Here is a 21,399-nt window from a genome sequence, read left to right on the forward strand (position 1 = left end):
CGGAGCCGGCGGCGTGACATCCGGGCGATAGGCTTTCCGACGTGTTGAAGATCGGGCTCACCGGCGGCATCGGCTCCGGCAAGAGCGAGGTGTCCAAGCGCCTCTCGGCCAGGGGCGCGATGGTGATCGACGCCGACCTGATCGCCCGTGAGGTGGTCGAGCCGGGCACGCCGGGGCTGGCGCGGGTGGCGGAGACGTTCGGCGGCGGGGTGCTGCGCCCCGACGGCTCGCTCGACAGGGAGAAGCTCGGCTCCATCGTCTTCACCGACTCAGAGAAGCTGGCCGCGCTCAACGCGATCGTGCATCCGCTGGTGGGGGAGCGGGTCGCGGAGCTGCAGCGGGGCGCCGGCTACGGCACGATCATGGTGTACGACGTGCCGCTGCTCGTGGAGAACAACCTGGCCCCCATGTACGACGTCGTGATCGTCGTCGACGCCCCCGACGAGCTGCGCATCCGCCGCCTGGCCGAACACCGCGGCATGGCGGAGGCCGACGCCAGGGCCCGCATCGCCGCCCAGGCGAGCAGGGACGAACGGCTGGCCGTGGCCGACATCGTGATCCCCAACGACGGCTCACTCGAGGAGCTCGACGCCCGCGTCACCGAGGTCTGGGACGACCTCCTGCGCCGCGCCGCCGTGGGTTGACGACATGACATCCTTCCTTGACGATCAGAAAGATCGTCGTGGAAGGATCGCCGATGCCGCGCACGTCCCCCTGGCAGGCCGCCCGAGCAACCCTCGCCGCACTCGTCACCGCCCTGACCGTGCTCATCCCCGGGGGCCCGGCCGCCGCGGCGGCGGACTCGTTCCGTAACCCGGTCAATCCGTCCGCCGACCCCAGCCTGATCCACCACAACGGCTCCTACTACGTGGCCACGACCAGGGGCGACAGGATCGGCGTCTGGCGGTCGCGGAGCCTCGCCACACTGCCGGCCGAGCCCGAGCGGGTGGTGTGGCGGGACTCGGACGGGAGCCGTGACAAGCAGCTGTGGGCGCCGGCCTTCCGGCACGTCGGATCCCGCTGGTACGTCTACTACACCGCCTCGGACGGCGTGGACGCCAACCACCGCATGTACGTCCTGGAGTCGGCCGGCGACGATCCCATGGGCCCGTACACGTTCAAGGCGAAGATCGCCGACTTCGGCGAGTACGCCATCGACGGCGAGCCGATCACCCACAACGGGCGGCAGTACTTCGTCTGGGCGGGCCCGGGACGCGGCATGGGCGGCCCCGCGCAGCTCTACATCGCCCGCATGAGCAACCCGTGGACGGTCACCGGCGGCCGGGTCGCGATCCCGGCGGACGGCGGCTGCACGGAGGTGCGCGAGGGGCCGACGCCGCTCCACCGCAACGGCCGCACGTTCCTGACCTACTCCACCTGCGACACCGGCAAGCCGGACTACCAGCTGTGGATGAAGAGCATCGCCGACGGCGCCGACCCCATGGTGGCCGCGAACTGGCGGCAGCACCCGGGCCCGGTGTTCGCCAGGAACGACGCGACCGGCGTGTGGGGGCCGGGGCACCACTCGTTCTTCCGCTCGCCCGACGGCACCGAGGACTGGATCGCCTACCACGCCAAGAACACCACCGCCTACACCTACGACTTCCGCACGACGAGGGTGCAGCGCTTCACCTGGAACGCCGACGGCACCCCGAACTTCGGCCGCCCCCTGGCGGCGGGGGCCACCCAGCGGCTGCCGTCCGGCGATCCGGGCGCGGAGACGTCGGTGATCAACGACTTCGACCCGCAGGTCACCTACGCCGGCTCCTGGCAGTCCGGCTCCGGCTGCGGCAACCAGTGCTTCTGGGGCGACGACCACTGGAGCGGGCAGGCGGGCGCGACGGCGACGGTGAGGTTCACCGGCACCAGGGTGGCCCTGCTGAGCGTGCGCGACCGCGGCAACGGCATCGCCGCCATCTCCGTCGACGGCGGCCCCGAGCAGCGCGTCGACTACTACAGCGGGATCAGGGCGGGCGAGCAGCTCAACTACCTGAGCCCGGTGCTGCCCGCCGGGACGCACACGCTGCGGGTGCGGGTGACCGGCGAGCGCAACCCGGCCTCGGGCAGCACGGTGATCAGCATGGACCGCATCGAGGTGTTCTAGAAGGGCGCGTCGAGCGGCACCTGCCGCACCCCCGGCAGGTACGCGTCCAGCTCGCCCAGCTCGAACCGCGACATCCCGACCACGTGCCAGAACTGCCCGCCGGGATCGCCCTGCAGCTTGTAGCGGCCGTCGGGCGCCAGGGCCGCCCACCCCTCGGACAGCCCCAGCAGGGTCGCCCGCCGCCCGCCGCCCTCCCAGAGGATCACCATGCCGTCGTCGCCCGCGCTGGCCAGCAGCCCGGAGCCGGGCGCCGGGCTGAAGGCGACGGACCAGACGCGGCGGTTGTGGCCTGACAGGGTGTGGCGCAGGTCGCCGGTGGCGGCGTCGTAGACGCGGACGAGCGTGTCGTCGCCGCCGGTGGCCAGCAGCGCGCCCGCCGCGCCGAACGCCGCGCTCCACAGCCGCCCCTCGTGCCGCAGCGTGTGCACCAGGCGCGGCGCGTGGCCGGGGAGCAGCTCCCACACCAGGGCGCGCCCGTCGTTGCCGGCGCTGACCAGGAAACGTCCGTCGGGGGAGTAGGAGACGGAGTAGACCCGGTCGCTGTGCCCCTCCAGGACGGCCACCCGGCGGCCGGTGGGCAGGTGCCAGACCCTGACGAGCGTGTCGTCGCAGCCGGTGGCCACGTGGTCGCCGTCAGGGCTGAACGCGATCGAGCGCACCCGCCCGCGATGCTCGGTCAGGTTGCCCGCCAGCCGCCCGGTCGGCCGGTACCACAGGCGGACGGTGTCGTCGTCGTTGGCCGTGGCCAGCAGGTCGCCGCCGGGGCTGAACGCCTCGGCCCACACGTGGTCGGTCTCGGCGTTGAGCTCGCGCTCGTAGTCGCCGGTCGAGGCGTTCCAGAAGTGCACGCCGCCGTCGTTGCTGGCGGTGGCCAGCACCGGCCCCGCGGGGGAGAAGGAGGCCGAGATGAGCCGGTCGGCGTGGCCGGTGAACTCGCGCAGCCGGCGGCCGGTGCGGGGCTCCCACAGGCGTACGGTGCCGTCGTTGCCGCTGGTGGCCAGCAGCGAGCCGTCGGCGCTGAAGGCGACCGAGGAGATGCGGCGGCCGTGGCCGCGCAGCACCCGCCGGCACTGGCCGCTGTGCGGGTCCCACAGGCGTACGGTGCCGTCGTTGCTGCTGGTGGCGAGCTCCTGGCCGTCGGGGCTGAACACGAACGGCCACACCGAGCTGCGGTGCCCGGTCAGCTCGACCCTGTTGCCGTCGCCGAGCCGCTGCAGGCGTACGACGCCGTTGGCGTCGCCGCTGGCCAGGATCTGCCCGCCGGGGCTGAAGGCGACCTGGTAGACGCTGGTCGCGTGGGTGGTGTGCACGCCGCGCTCCTCGCCCGCCGGCGACCACAGGCGTACGGCGCCGGCGGTGTCGCCGCTGGCCAGCAGCGAGCCGTCGGGCGCGAACGCCAGCGAGTAGATGCTGCCGGTGTGGCCGGTCAGCTCGTGCAGGCGGGTCCAGGTCGCGGTGTCCCACAGGCGTACGGTGCCCGCCTCGTCGCCGGTGGCCAGCAGCCGGCCGTCGGGGCTGTGCACGGCGCGGAAGACGCTGCCGCGGTGCGCGCCGAGCGTCTCCTTCATCTGCCCGGAGCCGAGGTCCCACACGCGGACGGTGCCGGCCGCGTCGCCGGTCACCAGGGTGGAGCGGCCGAAGGAGGCCGTGTAGACGGGCGCCCGGTGCCCGGCCAGCTCGTGCACGAGGCGGCCGGTGGCGCTCTCCCAGACGCGGACGACGCCGTCGCCGCCGCCCGCCGCCACCAGGTCGGGCGCGGCGCTGCGCCGCAGCGTCCCGTTGCCGTCGGGGTGGCCCTCCAGGCGGCGCAGCGGCTCGCCGGTCAGCGCGTCCCACAGCAGCACGACACCGTCGCTGGCGCCGGTGGCCATCAGCTCGCCGGCGAACGCCACGGCGTAGACGCGGCCCCGGTGACCCTGCAGGGTGCGCACGGGCGCGCCCCCCACGCACAGCAGCACGCCGCCGTCCTCGTTGCCGACCGCGAGGGTGGACCCGTCGGGGCTGTAGGCGATCGGCTCGGGCAGGCGGCTGGTCTGGAAGTGGTAGCCGTACGGGACGCCGATGCCGGCGGGCGCGAACGCCACCTCGACCGGCTGTCCCGGCACCACGGCCGCGCCCGGCAGGTGCGGCAGCGTGCCGGTGACGTCGATCAGCGTGGCGCGGTGCCAGCGGGCGCCCTCGACGGCCGCGTCGCTCAGGTCCACCTGCGCCAGCCGCGCCCCCGACAGGTCGGCGCCGCGCAGGTCGGCCCCGGTGAGCTGGGCGGCGTCGAGCCTGGCGCCGGTCAGGCGGGCGTCCTTGAGCACGGCCCTGGACAGGTTGGTGCCGACCAGCGTCGCCTCGGACAGGTCGGCGCCGGTCAGGTCGACCTCGCGCAGGTCCCTGGCCGACAGGTCCTCGCCCTTGAGGTTGGCGCCGCGCAGGTCGGCGCGGGCGGGCGTGCGCAGCCGCGCGGAGATCTTGACGGCGTTGCCGCGGGAGACGTCGTCGGCCGGCGGGTGGTTCACCCAGGCGCGCAGCGCGCGTACGTCGGCGAGGTCGCACAGGAACTCGACGGTCAGCGCCGACAGCGGCCGGCGCGACAACAGGACCGGGTCGTCCATGGTGGCGGCGATGCGGCGGGCGATCAGCCACTCCATCACCGAGGTGTGGATGAACCCGAACATGCCCTCTTCCGTGCGTACGAGCAGGCTGCCCGACCCCATGCGGAACGCGGCGTGCGCGGCCGACAGCTGCCCGTCGGCCAGGTCGGTCAGCGTCTCGCCGATCTCGGTCAGCTCGTCCATGCCGAGCAGCGCGTCGCCCGACTCCCACAGGCGCACCGCCAGCGCGGTCACCGCCCGCCACAGCTCCTCGACGCTGAGCCCGCCGGTCGAGCCCGGCACCTTGGCCCGCCGCTCCTCGAAGGCCAGCCAGGAGGTGAGGATCTCCTCGTACAGCAGGGCCGGGCTGATCGTGTGGCGGGCCTCGGCGACCGTGCGCAGGCGGTCGCCGTCGAGGTCGGCGATGAAGCTCAGCATGCGCGGGTTCTGGGCCAGCGCGAGCAGGTCCTCCATCTCCCGCATCAACGCCATGCGGGCACCGGCCTCGGCGTCGTCGCCGAACCTGTTGGCGAGGTAGGAGCTGATCTGGTCGGGCGCGAAGTTCTCCACGCCGAGCACCCGCCGCTGCGGCAGCACGCCCACCATCTCGCCCAGCGAGGTCAGCACCTGGCTGTGCGACTTGAAGTGCTGGGTGCGGCTGGCCACCACGATCTTCGCCTTGTCCTCGGCCGAGGAGAGCAGCGTGGCCAGGTGGTCGGCCGCCCGGTCGTAGGTCAGCCTGGTCACCAGCTCGTCGAACCCGTCGAACAGCAGCACGATGCGTCCCTGCCGGAGCAGGTAGCGGAACGCCTTGAGGTCGATGACCTCCTCGCCGTGACTCGCCAGGTGCGCCGCCACCAGCGCGTCGACCGAGTGCGCCTTGTCGAGCGCGCGCAGCTCGATGAGGATCGGGGTCAGGTGGGGCAGTTCGGCCGGGATGCGGCGGGCCAGCTCGCGCAGCGCGAACGTCTTGCCGTGGCCGAAGTCGCCGAGCAGCAGCAGGAAGCGGCCGTGGTCGGCCGACAGCAGCCGCATCATCTCGTCGGTCAGCCCGGCCCTGACGGCGCTGCCGGGGCGGTCGAGCTCGCGGTAGCGCTGGGGGACGTACAGGCCGGGCGGGTAGCGGCGGTCGGAGGCGAGCCGCGCGGTCTGCTCGGTGACGTAGCCGCTGAGGTCGAGCAGGCCCTGGAACTCGGTGAAGCTGCGCAGCCGCACGCCCTTGCGCATCAGCTCGTCGCGGACCGCGCGCGGCGCGGGCGGGCCCTGGTAGACCAGCTCGGCCGCGAGCCCGGCGGCGTGGGCGGCGCGGACGAAGCCGTCGGCGCTCTCCACGGTGGGCTCGCCGACGTACGCGCCGATCATGGTCTGCCGGACGAACCCGTCCTCGGGGTGGGTGACCACGAGGTGGGCGTCGAACCTGCGGATCCTGGCCCGCTCGTGGCGGGCCTCGCACACCTCGGCTATGCGGTCGAGCAGCAGCTCGACGGGGCTGGGCGCGCGCTGCTCCGGCTCAGGGCCAGGTGGCGGCGCGGGCGGCGTCTGCCCGGTGAACGTGGTCCGCGCGGCCCGCCACCTGGCCCTGACCCGCTCGGGCGTGCCCTCGTCGGGCAGCCAGGTGCGCAGCCCGTCGGGGCGGATCTCGATCACCTGGTGGCGGCCGGCGCGCGGCGCGGCCACCCGGCCCTCGGCCGCGGTGCCGGCGCCGCCGTGGAAGAGCAGGTTGAGCCGGCGGCCGAGCAGCCGCTCGTACGTGGCGGCGTCGCGCAGCTCGGCCGGCGGGTGGCCGATCGCGCCGAGCCGCAGCCATCCGCGCTCCTCGTACGGCCGCAGCCGCTCGGCGAACCACGCCGCCTGCGCCTCCCCGATCAGCGCGTACGCGTCGCGCTCCAGGTGGCTCATCGCCATCGTCGAGTTGAGCCCGGCCACGACCACGCGCAGGTCGGGCACCTCGAACAGGCTCCACGGCTGCCCGCCGTCGAACACCCGGTCGTCAAGGCCCTGGTAGACCTCGCCGAACAGGGTGGCGAAGTGGCGCCACTTGGGCCAGTAAGGCGGCTGCGGGCTGACGTCGTCGGCCTCGCAGGTCATGAAGTAGGCGCTGGCGGCGGCCTTGGTGACGTCGCGCGGGCCGGGCAGCAGGACGAGCCGGTGCGGCTCGAGCCCGAGCAGCAGCCGCAGGTCGGTGACGAACCTGGTGGCCTGGCCGAACTGGCCGAGCGTGCCCGACTCGGTGAGGTCGCCCGCGACGACCATGAGGTCGGGGCGTGGCATGCCGCGGTCGTACATGGCGGTCAGGTCGGCCCAGATGCGGGCCTGCATGTCCTCGGGCGTGAACGGGTCGCCGGGCTCGGGCAGCCCCCGCCCGAAGCGGGGCCCGCCGATGTGCAGCACGCTGATCGTCTCGCGCCCCCGCCCGCCCGCGGCGGACGGGGGGAACGTGGGCGCGGTGACCGGCGTGCGCCTGGCCCTCGTCCGCTCGGCGGGCGCCGGCAGCGTCGGCACGGGGACCGGCCCGCTGGTGCCGTCGGGGAAGGCGGGCGCGGCCTCGGGCTTGGCGCGGCCGGCCAGCGCCTCTCTGACCCGGCCCAGCAGCAGCGCCCTGGCCTGGCCAGGGTCGGTGACGCCGAGCAGGTCGACCCAGGTGATCGTGGACAGCAGCCCTTCGAGCGGCACGTCCTCCAGACGGATGGTGACGAGCTTGTTGGACGGGTTGTCGGGGTCGGCGCGCAGCGCGGCCTGCCACTCCATGCGCCCGTAGCGGGAGCCGAGGTAGTTGCGCGAGAGCACGGCGACGACGAGCCGCGCCTCGCTGACGCCGCGGTCCATGAAGTCGATGAAGTTGGTGCCCGGCACGAAGTCCCACGCCTGGATCATGGTCTTGTAGCCCGCCGCCTCGAGCTCCCAGGCGATCCAGGTCGCCCAGGCCGTGTCGGCGGGGGAGTAGCTGACGAAGATGTCGGTCGGCCTGCCGTCACGTGCCATCTCCTCAGTATCCCCTGTGGCATCGGCGATGTGCAGTCCATGTGCGATCATCATCGGGTGTTGCGGCGTCTTGGCGTACTCGACTGGATCAGGATCGGGCTCCTGATCCTGGGGCTGGTCTTCGTGGCCACCGGGCTGCTGCCCTGGCACGCGGCCGTCGAGAGCCTGAGCGAGATCGGCCCGCTGCTGATCTTCCTGGTGGCGATCATCGTGGTGGCCGAGCTGACCAAGGAGGCGCAGGTCTTCGACGCGATCGCGGCGCGGATGGCGGTGCTGGGCCGCGGCAACTACGCCGCGCTCTTCTTCCTCTGTACGGCCTTCGCGTCCTTCGTCACGATCTTCCTCAACCTCGACACGACGGCCGTCCTGCTCACCCCCGTCATGCTCGCCCTCGCCCCCCGCGCCCGCATCGCCGCGCTGCCCCTGGCGATGACCACGATCTGGCTGGCCAACACCGCCAGCCTGCTGCTGCCGGTCTCCAACCTCACCAACCTGCTCGGCATGAGCAAGATCGGCCTCAGCACGCAGGAGTTCGCGGCCCGCATGTGGGCCCCGCAGATCGCCGCGATCGCGGTGACGATGGTGTTCCTGTGGGTGTTCTTCTGGCGCCGCGGCGAACGCCGCGACCTGCGCTACACCCCGCCGGTGCTGGAGCCCGTCGGCGACCGGGTGCTGTTCGGGGCGGCCGCGGCCGGCTGCCTGCTGTTCATCGTGCTGCTGCTGGTCGGCGCGCACGTCGCGGTGGCCGCCTGCGCCGCGGCCGTCGTCGTCGTGGCCGCCTTCGTGCTGCGCGCCCGCGAGCGCCTGACCTGGCATCTCATCCCGTGGCAGCTCGTGATCTTCGTGACCGGGCTCTTCCTGGTGGTGCCGACGCTCAGCGGGCACGGCCTGTCGGCGCTGATGACCTGGCTGATCGGCGCAGAGAGCGACCCCTACCGCACCGCCGCCGTCGGGGCCGGGCTGTCCAACCTGATCAACAACCTGCCGGCGTACAAGGCGGTCGAGACCGTCATCCCGGCCGCCGAGCAGGACCACCTGCTGGCGCTGCTGGCCGGCACCAACGTCGGGCCGGTCATCACGCCGTGGGCGTCGCTGGCGACGCTTCTGTGGTTCGAGTCGTGCCGCCGGCACGACGTGGCCGTGCCCATGCGGCGCTTCTTGCTCATCGGCGCCGGCCTGGCCGTCGTGGGCACGGCGGCGACGGTGTGGGCGCTGGTCACGTTCGGCTGACTCACGCGGCGACGGGCTCGTAGGCGCCGGCCACCGCGGCCAGCGCCCACCGCATGCGCGGGGCGTACGTCTCGGGGTGGTCGCCGGCCTCCTGCGCCACGTACGCGGCGCACCACGACGGGTCGCCGCCGCACGCGCACAGCCGCTCGTCCACGGCCGAGCGGATCTGGGCGGGCGACAGCTCGTCGGAGGGCTGCAGGGGGGTGACGAAGAGCACCTGCGCCAGCTCGGTGGTGGTGATCATGTCGGGCTCCTCTCCGCGGTGCGCCGGGTTCCGGCGTCACTTGAGTAGACCGCGCGGAGCGGCGGAACTCATCGCAGAACGACACACTGCGTGCGCGCACTTGTCCTCATTGCAGGAGCGCGAGCAGCCCTGGCAGGGCGCGCGGGTGGGCCGCCACGTAGCTGCGCACGTCGGAGGCGCCCCTGACGCACTCGTCGTACGGGCCGCCGTCGAGCGCCCTGATCTCGATGCCCGCCTCCTGCGCGAGCAGCGCGCCCGCCGGCAGGTCGACCACGCCGGTGCGGTAGCCCACGATGCCGTCGATGTCGCCGCGGGCCAGCATCGCCCACGACAGCAGCGGCGTCCACAGCTGCAGCACCCTGCGGGCGTTGAGGTCGAGCGCCGCCTTCAGCCTGAGCACGGTCGGGTCCTCCCTGGCGATGCCGTAGCCCTGGATCCAGGCCAGCAGCGGGCCGTGGGGACTCGGTGCGTACGGGGCCGACAGCCGCCCGCCTGACGAGGCCAGCGCGCCCCCGCCCCTGACGGCCGACCACGTCTGTCCCGAGACGGGGTCGTGCACCACGCCGAGCTGCGGCAGCCCGGCCCGGCACAGCGCCACGCCCACCACGTACGCGGGCAGCCCGATCGCCACGTTGTTGGTGCCGTCGAGCGGATCGACCAGCCACGTCCACTCGCCGCCCCCGGAGCCGTTCAGCCCCGACTCCTCGGCGATCACCGCGTGCGAGGGGAAGGCCGTCAGAATCCGCTCCAGCAGCAGCTTCTCCGAGGCCAGGTCGAGGTCGGTCACCACGTCGCCGGCCGTGCCCTTGGCGTGCACGCGCAGCGCGCGCCTGGTGCCCTCCCTGATCAGCGCCCCCGCGGCCTCGGCGGCTTCGACGGCGACCGTGCGAGCGTGATCCAGGTCCATCGGCGTTGCCCTCTCAGGTGAGATGCGCGGTGATCAGCCGGACGGCCAGCGCCGTCTCGTCGGCGTCGAGCGGCTGCCTGGCCACGTGGTGCGCGCCGCCGCTGAGCGGGCCGAGCGACAGGTCGCGGCCACCTGGCCGGCCTCTGCCGAGCGCGATGGTGGCCGCCTCGCCGTCCTCCGGCACGACGCTGCTGTGGAAGCGGTCGGCGGCCAGCGTGTACGTCTCGCCCGGCCCGAAGACCTCCACCAGCCCCGTCGCGTGCCGCACGGTGCGGCCGGTGGGCGAGATCCGGTCGCCGTCGGCCCCGCTGACCACCTCGTAGACGCGGTGGGTGGCGCCGGCGCCCGCGTCGGCGACGACCGCGTGCACGTTGCGCACCTGGCCGTAGAGCACATGGCTCTCCAGGTCCCAGCTGTGGCAGTGGATCTGCGAGGTGGTGGTCTCGGCGCGGGCCAGCGCTTTCGACCACACGTGCAGGCACACGCCGTCGCCGCCGTCGCGCTCCAGCGGCAGGCAGACGAAGCCGAGCGGGTGGCGCACCGCGGTCAGGCCGGGCCGCGCCAGCTCCGCCAGGGCCCACGACCTGGCGCGCCCCTCGGCCACCGCCCGCCGGACGAGGTGGCGGCTCATGTGTACGGGTCCACGGCGCGCAGCGCCTTACGGGCGATGTCGACGACGTCGTGCCCGTTGTAGGACTTGGGCAGGGGCAGCCCCACACGCTCGAACAACTCCTGCACCTCCTCGATCGTGGGCTCGTCGCTCAGCGGCACCTTCCTGTACATCTCCAGCGGCACCCGCCGCGCCTGCTCGAAGCTCAGCCGCAGCTCGGTGTCGCAGTTCTCGTAGTAGAAGGTGTCGGCGAGCGCCGTCATGGCCTTGTTGGGGTCCTCGACCGTCATGATGAGGCGGCTGGAGGACAGGTCCCAGCGGAACGTGGTCATCGTGGACGACAGGCCGACCCCGATGTCGAGCAGGCCGTAGCGCTGGCGGTGCCAGAAGGCGGTCAGGACGGTCGCGTACGACTCCTTCCTGACCCGGTCGGTCGTCCACGTCTCGCCGGTGCCGTCGGGCGTGTCGGACAGCGAGCGGCGGTAGTGGGCGTACGTCTCGCACACCTCCAGGTCGGACGGGTCGATGACCTCGACGCGCACGGTGAGGTGGCGCTTGTCCCTGCGGGCCGCGGCCACGCACTGCGGCAGCGTCACGGCCCGCAGGTAGGTGCCGGTGCCGCCCTTGAACAGCCAGCGCGTGGTGTCGCGCCTGGCCTCGGCGTGGCACTGGGCGATCTCCTGCCTGCTGCCCAGCACGCGGACGAGCTGCAGCGCGTCGAGCGCGTGGCGGGTGCTGTGGGCCAGCGTCTCGATCTCCTCCAGGCGGGCGAGGCGCACCGGCAGCTCGGCCAGCGCGCCCGAGGTGATCGTCCGCTCGACGGGGGCCTGGCGGGCGCGGTCGCGCAGCAGCGCGGTGGCCACCAGCGCCATGATGACCAGGGACGACGAGTTCACCAGCTGCGTCTGGATCTTGTCGCCCTCGCTGCCGAAGATCTCCGGCGGCATGATGCCGAGCACGCCGACCACGAAGGCGAGCGCGAGCGCGATGGCGCCGTCGGCGTTGCGCGCCGCCCACGGGGCGGTCCGTCGCAAAGCCGCCTTCAACCGTCCCATGCGCCCCGCCCCGCCGTCCCGAACGATCAGTCAGTGCCCGTCGTCATGGTAACGACCGCGCCAGGTGACTGCCAGCTCACGCAAAGGCGGAAACCCCTGGCCGCACGGCGATATCTCCTCGCTTCCCCCGCGAGAGCGCCCGTGGCGGGCGGCGCGAGCCGCTGCTCGACGCCGCCCGCCCGGTGGGACCCGGCTCTGACGCTAGAACCAGCCGCGGCGGCGGGCCATCTGCTCCAGTCCGCGCTGCAGCGCCGCGTTCGCCGCCTGCGGCGGCTCGTCGTAGCGCACGGTGAACCGGTTGTACGCGTCATGGCTGGAGGTCAGGAAGCCGCCCCGCTTGTCGGCCTCCAGGATGACGTCCATCTGCCGCGGCCCGGCGATGAACGTCAGCTCCAGCTCGTTGAAGTGGCGCCGCCACTGCCCGCCCGCGTAATACTCGATCTCCTGGAAGAACGGCATCGTCGAGCCGTACAGCGTGCCGCGCTCCAGGTCGGCCTTCTTGAACTGGAAGCCCAGCCGGTCGAGTGCCCCGAGCACGTGGTCCTGGGCCGGCAGCGGGCCGACGCACAGCGGGTCGAGGTCGCCCTTGTCGAGGGCGCCCGCGAGCGCCAGCTCCGTCTGCACGCCCAGCTTCATGCCGTGCAGCGGATGCCCGGCGACCGCGCTGATCGGCGTCTCCCACGGCATCGCGATCTCGAACGGCTGCTGGTGCTGCGCGCCCGCCGCGAGCTGGAACGTCCCGGCCACCTGCTGGCGCAGGAAGCTGTAGCTCGTCTTGTACTCGTTGTCGCCCGACTCCACCTCGACCACGGCGGTCAGGTCGATGTGGATGCCCTCGACCTTGTAGTCGGAGTTGCCGCCACGGAAGTGGACGACGCCGCGCAGCGGCCCGCCCGGCCTCACACTCGTGTCGGTCAGCACCGTGTCGACCTCGACGCCCGCGCCGAAGGCGGCCATCAGTTTGCGGAACACCATGGGGTTCTCCTAAGCGGAAGGTGAGTTGCCATTCACGTTTCCCGCCCCCGTCCCCGAGATGCGGGGGAGCAGCTGGGCGAGCAGGAGGGTGCTGAGCGCGGAGTCCGACTGGCCCTGCTGGGTCCTGACGACCAGCGGCTGCGGCGCGTTCTCCGCGAGCTTGGCGCCGACGTCGAGGCGCCTGCGGGCCAGCTCGTACTGCAGCACGGCCCGGTTGTCCCGGTACGACTCGGCCAGCCGCCGCAGCGCCTTGGCCTCGTTCTCGGCGGCGGTCAGCTCGGCCCTGCCGCGCGCCTCGATCTCCCACGTCACGCGCTGCGCCTCGGTCTCCTGCTCCTCCAGCATGCGCGCCACGTCCTTGCGCGCGGTGTTGTAGGCGGCCTTGACCTCGACCACGCGGGCGTCACGGGTCTTCTTGGAGCGCTCGATCTCCATCAGCAGCGTGTCGATGCGGCGCTTGCGGGTCAGCTCCCACTCGCGCTCGTAGGCCGACATCTCCTTGGCGACCTTCTCGCGGGTGGCCAGGTGCTGCTGGTACTGGTCGGGCAGCTGCACGTCGGGGATGTTCGCGCCGGTGATGCGCACGCCGTAGCGGCCGAGCTGGCGGTTGAGCGCGTCCTGCATGTCGCCGACGTCGGAGCCGCGCAGGTCGTACGCGCGCTCGGTGTTGACGCGGCGGCTGCGCTGCCTGATGGCGTCCTGCACGGCGCTGGACAGCACCAGGTCGAAGTTGCCCGCACCGATCGTGCGGACGAACGCGACCGGGTCCACGATCCTGAACTTCAGGAAGAACTCGATCGACTTCAGCGGCACGTTCTCGGCCGTGGGGCAGGCCACGATCGGCGCCGAGTACGGGATCTCCGTCGAGGTGTCCACCACGGCGTCCACCCGGTCCCACGGCAGCCACAGGTAGTGGCGGCCGGGCGGGAGGGTGCCGGTGATGGCGCCCCAGCGGCTGCGCACGCCGGTGGTGCCCTCTTCGATCTCGATGATGGCCTTGCGCCACATCGTGAGCAGCGCGAGCAGCAGGAACACCAGCGCCGCGAACGCCGCGATCAGCGTGAAGTCGGTCATCACGGCCATGCCGGCGAAGTAGATCGCCAGGAACACCAGCGTCATCCACGCGAAGCCGCGCCGGTCCTTCGGGATGACGACCGGCACGAGCTGGCCCTGCTCGCCGCCGCGCAGGAGCTGGCGGATCTCACTCCAGGAGGCCAGCGACTCCTTGATCTTCGAGAATTCCCTGCTCATCAGATGCCACTCCCAGGCTGCTCTCCGTGGTGCTTACCGCCCGGCAGCAGCCGCTCGACGGTGCGCTCGAGGTCGGTGTCCGGCTCCGGCGTGTGCGGCGGCTCCTCCACCCCGGCCGCGGCCTTCTGCAGCAGGCCGGAGATCTCCCGCTCGCGGTCGCGTACGCGGGCCGCGATCTCGTCGAGCCTGCCCCGGATGGCGGCCATGTCCTCGGCGGAGAACAGCGCCGCGTCCTTGCCGCCCACGAGCTGCTGGGCGAGGACCAGGAAGTCGATGTCGGTCTCGTCGCCCACCTGCACCACCTGCGGCAGCCGGGTCGCGACGGACTCCAGCTTGGCCAGCAGGTCCTGCTGGAAGCGGTAGTCGAGGATCTCGGGCGCCTCGGCGGCCGACAGCGCCCTGATGTCCAGCGCCTGCGCCTCCAGGAGTGCGGCGTTGGCGTTGGCCGTGGACTCCGCCTCGACCAGGCGCTGCCTGGCCTGCGCGGTCGCCTGGTGGGTGGCGCGTTCGAGCGCGGTGTCCATGCGGGCCTGGTAGCCGGCGATCTCCGCCTGGATGGCGCTCAGCGTCTCCTGCAGCCCGGCCAGCTCCTTGACCAGGTCACCCTCGTTCTGCTCCTTGCGCAGCTGGAGCTCGTACTCGTAGGTGTAGGCCTCCTTGGCGACGCGCACCATCTCGGGCGCGGCCAGGTCCATGCGGTACTCCTGGCTGGACGGCTCGGCGTGCGTGATGTTCACGTCGGTCAGCCGCACTGCGGGCAGGAACTGCTGGTTGAGGCTCTCCAGCATGCCGAGCGTGCTCTCGCCGACGAGGTCGTAGATCTCCTCGGCCCGCTGGGCGTAGATGAGCGAGCGGGTGACCTCGCTGATGGCGTTCTGCAGCTTGGACTGGAAGCCGCTGACCGAGCCGAGCACGAAGATGAACTCCGCCGGGTTCTCGATCCTGAACTGCAGGAACAGGTCCACGCTCGCCTTGACGCCCTGCTGGGTGGGCGCCTCGCTGATCGGGGCGTTGAACGGGTACTCGCGCGTGGTGTTGACGATGTAGCTGACCCGCTTCCACGGGTTGAACAGCGTCACCCGCCCGGGGTCGGCGATGTGCACCAGCTTGCCGAACTGCGTGATGAGCGCCTTGCAGCCCTCGGGCACCATCACCACGCTGCGCCGCCACCACAGGAACGCGGCGGCCAGCACCAGCACCACCCAGTAGTGGGGGCCGAAGAGTATGTCGGCGTTCGGGACGATGTTGCCGAGCGCGCCGATGAGGCCGAGCAGCACGAGGATGCCCAGCGGCACGATCACCTTGGCGGTGCTGCCCTTGGGGATCACCACCGGGGAGATGACGTGCATCCCGTCTTCGGTGAAGCTGCGGTTGACGATCTCGCCGGCCTCGTTGAGCGAGGCCGTCCTGGCTTCGATGACGGTCCCCAGCGAGGGGCCGCCGTCGCGGGCCGCGGCGAAGTCGTGCGGGTTCAGCGCGAAGCCCTGACCGCCCTGACCGCTCTGGCCGCCTTGACCACCCGGCCCGGCCTGGCCGGTGTACTGCCCGACGGCCTGGCCGACGGCCTGGCGTACGTCACCCCCTTGGGCCACCGCCTGGGCTACGCCCCGTCCTGCCTGGATCAGTGCCTCTCTGGGTCGTGACATGAAACCTTCCTTTTCCGCTACAGGCGGATTCGACCGTATCGGCTACTGCTTACGGTTCGCTTGCAATGTGATGCCATATGGGTATTGCTGGCTGTAGCGAGAGCGCGACGATCGGCGATCACCGGCGCCTTCCCCGGCCGGCCCGGGCCTTCGCGGCGATGCCCTGCCCCGCCCGTTCGGGAGGAGCGGCCGCCCTGACCGTTTCTGTCGGTGGGGCCGCCTACAGTGGCAACATGCGACCGGTCACTGATTTGCAGCGGAAGGTGGCGCCCTTCGAGGTCGTCACCGAGATGACTCCATCGGGCGACCAGCCGACGGCCATCGCCGAGCTGGAGCGCCGCGTCAAGGCCGGGGAGAAGGACAGCGTGCTGCTGGGCGCCACCGGCACCGGCAAGACCGCCACCATCGCGTGGCTGATCGAGCGGCTGCAGCGGCCCGCCCTGGTCATGCAGCCCAACAAGACGCTCGCCGCGCAGTTCGCCAACGAGCTGCGCGAGATGCTGCCCAACAACGCGGTCGAATACTTCGTCTCCTACTACGACTACTACCAGCCTGAGGCGTACGTCCCGCAGAGCGACACCTATATCGAGAAGGACTCGTCGATCAACGACGAGGTCGAGCGGCTGCGCCACTCGGCCACCAACTCGCTGCTCACCCGCCGCGACACCATCGTGGTCGCGTCGGTGTCGTGCATCTACGGCCTGGGCACGCCGCAGGAATACGTCGACCGCATGGCCCGCCTGCGCGTCGGCATGGACATCGACCGCGACCAGCTCCTGCGCCGCCTGGTCGACATGCAGTACACCCGCAACGACCTGGCCTTCACCCGCGGCACGTTCCGGGTGCGCGGCGACACCATCGAGATCATCCCGAAGTACGAAGAGCTGGCCGTGCGCATCGAGATGTTCGGCGACGAGATCGAGAAGCTCTCGACCATGCATCCGCTCACCGGCGAGGTCATCACCGAGGACGAAGAGCTCTACATCTTCCCCGCCTCCCACTACGTCGCGGGCGAGCAGCGCATGGCGGCGGCCGTGGCCGGCATCGAGGCCGAGCTGGCCGAGCGGCTGTCCGAGCTCGAGCGGCAGGGCAAGCTGCTGGAGGCACAGCGGCTGCGGATGCGCACGACGTACGACATCGAGATGATGCGGCAGATCGGCACCTGCTCCGGCATCGAGAACTACTCGCGCCACATGGACGGCCGCGAGCCGGGCAGCGCGCCCAACACGCTGCTCGACTACTTCCCCGAAGACTTCCTGCTGGTCCTCGACGAGTCCCACCAGACCGTCCCGCAGATCGGCGCCATGTACGAAGGCGACGCCTCCCGCAAGCGCACGCTGGTCGAGCACGGGTTCCGGCTGCCGTCGGCGCTCGACAACCGGCCGCTGAAGTGGGAGGAGTTCCTGGAGCGCATCGGCCAGACCGTCTACCTGTCGGCCACGCCCGGCCCCTACGAGCTGGGGCGGGTCAAGGGCGAGGTGGTCGAGCAGGTCATCCGCCCGACCGGCCTGGTCGACCCCGAGATCGTGGTCAAGCCCACCAAGGGCCAGATCGACGACCTGGTCCACGAGATCCGCGAGCGGGCCGAGCGCGACGAGCGCGTGCTGGTCACCACGCTGACCAAGAAGATGGCCGAAGACCTCACCGACTACCTTCTCGAGCTCGGCATCCGGGTCCGCTACCTGCACAGCGAGGTCGACACGCTGCGCCGCATCGAGCTGCTGCGCGAGCTGCGCGTCGGCGAGTACGACGTGCTGGTCGGCATCAACCTGCTGCGCGAGGGCCTCGACCTGCCCGAGGTGTCGCTGGTGGCCATCCTCGACGCCGACAAGGAGGGCTTCCTGCGCTCGGAGACGTCGCTGATCCAGACCATCGGCCGGGCCGCCCGTAACGTGTCGGGCCAGGTCCACATGTACGCCGACAAGGTCACCCCCTCCATGGAGCGGGCCATCGACGAGACCAACCGGCGCCGCGCCAAGCAGATCGCCTACAACGAGGCCAACGGCATCGACCCGCAGCCGCTGCGCAAGAAGATCGCCGACATCCTCGACTCGCTGCAGCGCGAAGACGCCGACACCCAGCAGCTCATGGGCGGCGGCCGCCAGCAGTCCCGAGGCAAGGCCCCGGTCCCCGGCTTCGCCGCCCGCCAGGCCGGCCAGCACGCCAAGGCGATCGCCGGTGAGATGCCACGCGCCCAGATGGAATCCCTGATCGAGTCGCTGACCGAGCAGATGCACCAGGCCGCCGCCGACCTCCAGTTCGAGGTGGCCGCCCGCCTCCGCGACGAGATCAAGGAACTGAAGCGCGAACTCCGCGACATGCGCGAAGCAGGCGTCCAGTAGGAAAACCAAGCGTGAGGCGCCCCTGCACGGGGTGAGCCTCACGCGAGGCGTATCCCGTGAAGCGACCCCGCTGGGATGCGGCGGCCCACCAGCAGCGGCGTCGCCGTGCGGCGGTGTTCCCGTGCGGCGGAGTCTCCTTGCGGCGGTTCCCGCCACGAAGGGCGACCGTGCGGCGGAGTCTCCTTGCGGCGGTTCGCGCCACGAAGGGCGACCGTGCGGCGGTACCCGCGCCAAGGATGCCGTGAGGCGGCCCCGGCGCGGCGGCCCCGTCGTGCGGCTGGCTCCCTGCCCTGCGTGGCGGGTACCTGTAACGCAGGGTGCCGTGGCGCGAGGCTTGTGTGTGGCAGGCGGCTCCGGCAGGCTCGCGTGAGGTGAGGGAGCGGCTGTGAGGTGGCGTGTGACCTGGGGGAATGCTTTACCTACTGGGGGGCAGCGTCCAGGGTATGAACAAGTCGATCATCGGTGCCGTGGTCGGTGCCACGGTGCTCGCGGGAGGCTGCGGCGCCGTGACGAGCGAGGCGGAGCGACTGACCGTACGTTCCTCGCCGACCCTCGGCACGCCCACCGCCGTTCCCACCGACAGCCCGGCTGACAGCCCGACCGGCACACCGACCGGTGAGGGGACCGGCAGTCCTGCGCCGGCCGACGCCCAGGCCAGCTTGGAAGGTCTCAAGCAGGCCGGGCAGGCCGCGATCGCGGCAGTGCCCGGCTCCAAGGTCATCTCCATGGAGAGCGAGGAGAACGGCCGCCGCTGGGAGGTCCAGATCGTCGGCGAGGACGGCACCGAGCACCAGCTCGACGTCGAGGGCGGCAAGGTCGTCAACGGTCCCACCACCGAGGAGGACGACGCCGACGACAAGGCCAAGCACCGCGAGCGGTTGGCCGCGGCCAAGCTCGACTACGCCCAGGCCGCCGACAAGATCGTCGCCGCGGTCCCCGAGGGGCGCATCACCGAGCTGAACCTGGACGACGAGCAGGACAAGACCGTCTGGGAGTCCGACGTGATCACACCCAACGGCACCAAGCAGGAAGTCGCCATCGACGCCGCAACCGGCGAGATCACCCGCAAGAGCGGCTACACCTCCTGACCACGGCCCCCGAGACCAACCCCCCAACCCCTCATCCCGCAGGACACCGCCCGCAGGACCGCAGCCCGAGGACCATCCTCTTTACCGCTGAGTCCGTCCGTCACGGAGGCTGCCTGACGTGGGGACGGCGGGACTGGAGATGGGCGGGGTGCGCGGGCCCCGTGAGCGGTCCTGCTGAGAGCGCACATGCCTGCCAAGGGGCGGTCAGGTTCTGGTGGGGGAGTCCAAGGCGGCGAGGGTGGTGTGGAGCCAGGTCAGCTCGGCTTGGGTGGTGGCGCGGGCGATGGTGAGGAGGCCCTGACGGAAGGGGTCGGGGAACTCCTCGGCGGCCATGGGGCGGGGGCCGTCGTAGAAGAAGCTCGTTGGTTGTTCCAGGAAGGCCAGACGTCGCCTGAGGACGTTCGCCTGGTCCTCTGGGTCGGTCAGGTGGCGGAGGAAGGCCAAGAGCGTGAACCAGCGGTTTTCGTCGCTGATGTCGAGGTCGGCCGGGTCGCGGAGGCGGCGTTCGAGCTCCTCCTGGCCCTCCTGAGTCAGATAGAGCATGCGGCGGGGGGCCGCGGCGGCGCCTGGCTCGTCCTTTCTGAGCAGCCGGCCGGCCGCGGCCAGGCGTTTGATCGCGGGGTAGAGGGTGCCGTCGGCGACCGGGCGTACGTGGCCCATCAGGGCGGCCACCCGCGTACGCAGGTCGTAACCGTGCAACGGCTGATCCCTGAGAAAACCCAGGATGGCCAGCTCCAGCATGCTTCCGATCATACCTCGGCATCGATATATATTGAGACCGATACACGAGGAGAGCCTTCATGCACGATGCCATCGTCCACCCCGGCGGCGCCCGCATCCGCTGGGTCGAGCTGCCGGGCGCGGAGCCGGCCCGTGTCTACGTTCACGGCCTCGGCGCCACCTCTGCCCCCTACTACGCGGAGGTCGCGGCCCACCCGCTGCTGCCGCGCCACCGTTCCCTCCTCATCGACCTGCTCGGGTTCGGCATCAGCGACCGGCCGCAGGACTTCTCGTACACGCTGGAGGCCCACGCCGACGCCCTCGCGGAGGCGTTGCACAAGGCGGGGGTGGAGGGCGCGTCGATGATCGCGCACAGCATGGGCGGGGCGGTCGCCGTCGTGCTGGCCGCCCGCCACCCCGGCCTGGTGGCCGACCTGGTCCTGGTGGACGCCAACCTCGACCCCTACCCGGCGACACCCGTACGCCCGGGCACCAGCGGCATCGCCGCCTACGGCGAGGAGGAGTTCGTGTCGGGCGGCTGGAAGGAGGTGCGCGACCGGGTGGGGCCGCACTGGTGGTCCACGATGCGCCTGGCCGATCTGCGCGCCCTGCACCGTACGGCGGTCAGCCTGGCCCGCGGCACCACACCGGCGATGCGGGAGCTGCTGGCCGGGCTGACGATCCCGCGCGCCTTCCTGTTCCCCGAGGGTGACGAGCCGGCCGGGGCCGAGGAGCTGCGGGCGGCCGGTGTGCGGGTGCTGGGCATCCCGGAGTCGGGGCACACCATCATGCTCGACAACCCCGAAGCGTTCGCGCGCACCCTCAAGACTCTCCTCCCCGCGTGAGGCAGGATCCAGCGGGCTCCTTGCGTGAGGTGCGGCATCCAGCGGGACCTCCTCGCGTGAGGCGGCGGGATCCGGCGGGATTGAGCGGGCCGGCGGCCGTCGCCGCCACATCAGGGGAGGTCTTTGCGCTCCTGCATCGTGCGGCGGTAGAGGTCGTCGATCTCGTCGAGGGGGTCGGGAGCCTGGCGGCGGGCCTCGATCTCGAGGTCGGTGCGCTGGCCGAGGTCGGCGATGCCGGCCCCGGTGTGGTGCACCTGGTCGCTCAGCAGGTCGGCGCGCAGGCGGGCGCACATGGCGGTCAGCGTGGCCTGGTGCTGGCGCAGCCGGTCGAGGGTGGCGTGGTCGACGTAGGGGGACAGGCGGCGCTGCTGGGCGTACATGCCGAGCTGCTGGTCGTGCACGTCGGCCTGGGCGGTGAGGTCGGCGAGCAGCCGGGGCAGCTCACCGAGCCCCCAGCCCTGACGCTGGGCCTGCTCGACGGCCTGCCGGGTGAGAGCGACCTCGCGGCGCAGGTCGAGCCGGAGCCGCTCGACCTCGGCGGCGTCGCCGGTGCCCATGGCGTTGACGTGGGTCGTGATGCGGGAGGTGGCCTCCCTGGCCTTGACCGCGGCCTTCTTGCCCAGCTTGACCAGCAGCCAGATGCCCAGCCCGCCCAGAAGCAGGAGGAACGCCAGGACCACAAGGACGACGACTAGGAACTCGCTGATCTCCGCCACCTCCTGCTCGGTGCTGCTGCTTTGAAGGATAGTGCCGATCGGGCGCGCCGCGCGATGAGCGTCCCTAGCAAGCCCTTGATCGGGAGCGGGCGCTGTGCTGAC

Annotated in this window: 16 protein-coding genes; 6 read left to right on the forward strand and 10 right to left on the reverse strand. The window is 71.8% G+C overall.

What is annotated here, in order from left to right; genetic code table 11:
• Positions 1 to 41: 41 nt before the first annotated feature.
• Positions 42 to 644: a dephospho-CoA kinase gene (gene coaE / locus ABZW11_RS36955; protein ID WP_355427859.1), complete on the forward strand. Its 603-nt coding sequence runs from the start codon at positions 42 to 44 to the stop codon at positions 642 to 644.
• A gap of 53 nt (positions 645 to 697) precedes the next feature.
• Positions 698 to 2,104, forward strand: a complete 1,407-nt coding sequence (locus tag ABZW11_RS36960; RefSeq protein WP_355427862.1) for a glycoside hydrolase family 43 protein — start codon at positions 698 to 700, stop codon at positions 2,102 to 2,104.
• Here ABZW11_RS36960 and ABZW11_RS36965 read toward each other — a convergent pair.
• A complete protein-coding gene (locus ABZW11_RS36965) occupies positions 2,101 to 7,668 on the reverse strand; it encodes a TIR domain-containing protein (protein ID WP_355427865.1) in 5,568 nt (1,855 codons plus the stop codon). The genes ABZW11_RS36960 and ABZW11_RS36965 overlap by 4 nt on opposite strands.
• 57 nt (positions 7,669 to 7,725) lie before the next feature.
• Between ABZW11_RS36965 and ABZW11_RS36970 the strand changes: the two genes are divergently transcribed.
• On the forward strand, positions 7,726 to 8,898 hold the full coding sequence (locus ABZW11_RS36970; protein WP_355427868.1) for an SLC13 family permease: 1,173 nt from the start codon (positions 7,726 to 7,728) through the stop codon (positions 8,896 to 8,898).
• Between the two features lies 1 nt (position 8,899).
• Here ABZW11_RS36970 and ABZW11_RS36975 read toward each other — a convergent pair whose 3' ends face one another.
• The 7 genes from ABZW11_RS36975 to ABZW11_RS37005 form a co-directional block, all read right to left on the reverse strand.
• A complete protein-coding gene (locus ABZW11_RS36975; RefSeq protein ID WP_355427871.1) occupies positions 8,900 to 9,142 on the reverse strand; it encodes a hypothetical protein in 243 nt (80 codons plus the stop codon).
• 106 nt (positions 9,143 to 9,248) lie between these two features.
• Positions 9,249 to 10,049 carry an inositol monophosphatase family protein gene (locus tag ABZW11_RS36980; RefSeq protein ID WP_355427874.1) on the reverse strand — a complete coding sequence of 267 codons (801 nt, stop codon included), beginning with the start codon at positions 10,047 to 10,049 and terminating at the stop codon, positions 9,249 to 9,251.
• 13 nt (positions 10,050 to 10,062) lie between these two features.
• On the reverse strand, positions 10,063 to 10,680 hold the full coding sequence (locus ABZW11_RS36985) for a hypothetical protein (protein ID WP_355427877.1): 618 nt from the start codon (positions 10,678 to 10,680) through the stop codon (positions 10,063 to 10,065).
• Positions 10,677 to 11,693: a hypothetical protein gene (locus tag ABZW11_RS36990; protein ID WP_355427880.1), complete on the reverse strand. Its 1,017-nt coding sequence runs from the start codon at positions 11,691 to 11,693 to the stop codon at positions 10,677 to 10,679. The genes ABZW11_RS36985 and ABZW11_RS36990 overlap by 4 nt, the downstream gene beginning before the upstream one ends.
• A 222-nt stretch (positions 11,694 to 11,915) precedes the next feature.
• The gene (locus ABZW11_RS36995; RefSeq protein ID WP_355427883.1) at positions 11,916 to 12,689 is read right to left on the reverse strand and encodes a sporulation protein; all 774 of its coding nucleotides are present in this window, start codon (positions 12,687 to 12,689) and stop codon (positions 11,916 to 11,918) included.
• 9 nt (positions 12,690 to 12,698) lie between these two features.
• Complete coding sequence (locus ABZW11_RS37000; protein WP_355427886.1) at positions 12,699 to 13,940, reverse strand: SPFH domain-containing protein; 1,242 nt, start codon at positions 13,938 to 13,940, stop codon at positions 12,699 to 12,701.
• Positions 13,940 to 15,586 carry an SPFH domain-containing protein gene (locus ABZW11_RS37005; protein WP_355427889.1) on the reverse strand — a complete coding sequence of 549 codons (1,647 nt, stop codon included), beginning with the start codon at positions 15,584 to 15,586 and terminating at the stop codon, positions 13,940 to 13,942. The genes ABZW11_RS37000 and ABZW11_RS37005 overlap by 1 nt, the downstream gene beginning before the upstream one ends.
• A gap of 233 nt (positions 15,587 to 15,819) precedes the next feature.
• On the opposite strand from ABZW11_RS37005, the gene uvrB reads away from it, so the two are divergent.
• Positions 15,820 to 17,928, forward strand: a complete 2,109-nt coding sequence (gene uvrB / locus ABZW11_RS37010; protein WP_355427892.1) for an excinuclease ABC subunit UvrB — start codon at positions 15,820 to 15,822, stop codon at positions 17,926 to 17,928.
• Between the two features lie 443 nt (positions 17,929 to 18,371).
• Positions 18,372 to 19,016: a PepSY domain-containing protein gene (locus ABZW11_RS37015; RefSeq protein WP_355427895.1), complete on the forward strand. Its 645-nt coding sequence runs from the start codon at positions 18,372 to 18,374 to the stop codon at positions 19,014 to 19,016.
• Positions 19,017 to 19,220: 204 nt separating this feature from the next.
• Here ABZW11_RS37015 and ABZW11_RS37020 read toward each other — a convergent pair whose 3' ends face one another.
• Positions 19,221 to 19,757 (reverse strand): PadR family transcriptional regulator, encoded by a 537-nt coding sequence (locus ABZW11_RS37020; RefSeq protein ID WP_355427898.1) that lies wholly within the window; start codon positions 19,755 to 19,757, stop codon positions 19,221 to 19,223.
• A gap of 59 nt (positions 19,758 to 19,816) precedes the next feature.
• Here ABZW11_RS37020 and ABZW11_RS37025 point away from each other — a divergent pair, with 59 nt between their 5' ends.
• Positions 19,817 to 20,581, forward strand: coding sequence for an alpha/beta hydrolase (locus ABZW11_RS37025; RefSeq protein WP_355427901.1), 765 nt, complete (start codon positions 19,817 to 19,819; stop codon positions 20,579 to 20,581).
• Positions 20,582 to 20,691: 110 nt separating this feature from the next.
• Here ABZW11_RS37025 and ABZW11_RS37030 read toward each other — a convergent pair whose 3' ends face one another.
• Entirely contained in the window at positions 20,692 to 21,297 is a 606-nt protein-coding gene (locus ABZW11_RS37030) for a hypothetical protein (protein WP_355427904.1), read from the reverse strand.
• Positions 21,298 to 21,399 lie beyond the last annotated feature (102 nt).

The sequence above is a fragment of the Nonomuraea sp. NPDC004580 genome, assembly GCF_040609855.1.
GTDB lineage: Bacteria > Actinomycetota > Actinomycetes > Streptosporangiales > Streptosporangiaceae > Nonomuraea > Nonomuraea salmonea.